Here is a 2096-nt window from a genome sequence, read left to right as displayed (position 1 = left end):
GCAGCCCGGGCGTCGGCCGTGGAGGCGAAGGAAAGAGCGGCTGAGGCAGCGACACCCGCCGTGACGCCGAGGACATGACGTCTTGGATACGTACTCATGGCGGCTCCCAGTCATCGGATGTATTGATGATTGAGGAGGCATGGAGGAGTGTCAATGGTGAGCGCGAGGGAGAAAGTTGAAGTAGAGGTCGGATGGATAGGTGCTTCTGGAAGAGTCAGACCGTAGGAGACCGGAGGCGGCGGAGTTCATCGACCGACGCCGCCCGGTTCAGCGCGGTGTCGGGCCGCCAGCCCAGCTCCGGCGCGATCAAGTGCCGTACGTCGTGAAGGATCTGCTCGTAGTCGCCCCGGTCGAACTCGTACGGCAGCTCGAGGCGCAGCTCCGACACGGCGGCGACCACGGGATCCGCGGCCAGTTGTTCCAGGATCTGTTCCGCGGTCCCGACCACGTCCGGGGCGAACAGGGTCCGTTTCGGGCCCTGGGGTGCAAGGGTGCGCGCGTGCCGGCCGGCCGCGTAGTCCCGGTAGCGCGCCCGGGTGGTCGCGTCCGCGCTGTCGAACGGCACGATCACCCGGCCGAGCGCCACCCGTGTCGGGCGGTCCTCGGCGAGAGTGCGTCGGTACTGGGAGAGCAGGGTGAGTTGGGCCGTGGTGAAGTCGTCGGTGCTCTCACCGGTGACGATGTTGCCGCTGAGCAGGTTCAGCCCGTGCTCTGCTGCCCACCGGATCGAGCGCCGGCTGCCGCCGCCGTACCAGACCCGGTCCACCAGGCCGGGGTTGTGCGGTTGCAGGCGTGGTCGCTGGGTGTTGCCCGGTGACTGGATCACCGTGTCCGGGCCGCCGAGGTAGCCGCCGCGCAGGTTCTCGACGACCCGGGCGATCCTGCCGTAGGACAGGTCGAAGCCGCGCCAGTCCCCGTCGTACACCAGGTCGCCGAGGAGTTCGGCGTGCGGCATTCCGGTGCTGAATCCGACCTGCAACCGGCCTTGGGACAGCACGTCGGCCAGCGCCAGGTCCTCGGCGAGCCGGAACGGGCTCTCGTACCCGATCGGGATGACCGCGGTCCCCAGCTCGACCCGCTCGGTGCGCTGGCCGGCCGCGGCGAGGAAGACCGCGGCCGAGCCGACACCGTGTTCGAGATGGCGTTGCCGGATCCAGGCTCCGTCGAAGCCCAGGCGTTCGCCGTACTCGAACAGCTGGAGCGTCTCCTCCAGGCCGGGGTACGGGTCGTCGTCGGCGAAGTTGCCCGGGGTGAGAAAGGCCAGCGAGCTGATCGTGGGGGTACTCATGCGGGGTGCGTCCCTCTTGGTAGTGATGGTCCCGGTGACGCCGGCTGGTCAGGACCCGCCGCGCTCGCGGGGGATTTTCTCCCCGGCCTCGATCGCCACGGGCAGCCTGTTCTCGGCCGGCGGCAGCGGGCAGGTGGCCAGATCGGTGTAGGCGCACGGCAGGTTCGCCGCCCGGTTGAAGTCCAAGAGGACGGTGCCGTCGGCGGCGGGCGGGTCGAGGGCGAGGGCCCGGTTGGCCGCGTAGGTGGTGACGCCGGAGGTCGCGTCGGTGAACAGCACCAGCAGACTGCCCGGAGCGTGTCCGGGGAACGCGGTCAGGGCCAACTCCCGGCCGTCCAGCTCGAAGTCGATCCGGCCCGGCGCGTCGTACACGTGCTCAAGGCCCTCGACCGCGGCGCCCACCGTCGTGGGCCGCGGCTCGTCGAAGGCCGTGTACCGGCCGGCCACGGACCAGCGTGGGTGCGGGGCGTAGGCGGGCGTGCCGGTGAAGGCGGTGCGCAGGGACGCGTCCGGGTGCCGGGGACGGAGGATGTCGTGTCCGCCGCGCTTGGCCACCTCGATCACCGCGTCGCCCCAGACCGCGTTGACTCCGCCGCGTTCCGGCAGCACCCCGAAGCGGTGCTCGCCGCGCACGGGGGTGCCGTCGACGACCAGTTCCTCGCTGTCGTCGAGGACCACGACGACCCCGCCGGCGCCGGTCGACCAGGCGCCCGGAGCGTCGGGGAAACGCTGCGGTTCGTCGACGAGCCAGTGCAGGCCGGTGATCGCGAGGAACCCGTGCGGGTCGGCGAGGCGTGCCTCCTGCCTG

2 protein-coding genes are annotated in these 2096 nt (G+C 70.8%); both read right to left on the bottom strand.

Translation table 11 applies throughout. The features are described from left to right. Window positions 1–214 precede the first annotated feature (214 nt). Entirely contained in the window at window positions 215–1288 is a 1074-nt protein-coding gene (locus JF597_RS53580; protein ID WP_294014310.1) for an LLM class flavin-dependent oxidoreductase, read from the bottom strand. A 48-nt stretch (window positions 1289–1336) separates the two neighbouring features. Further along, on the bottom strand, window positions 1337–2096 hold a 760-nt coding region (locus tag JF597_RS53575), incomplete at its 5' end, for a DUF1684 domain-containing protein (protein WP_294014308.1).

The organism is Streptomyces sp., from assembly GCF_019510245.1.
Classification (GTDB): domain Bacteria; phylum Actinomycetota; class Actinomycetes; order Streptomycetales; family Streptomycetaceae; genus Streptomyces.
This window is presented reverse-complemented; position numbering and strand designations above follow the sequence as displayed.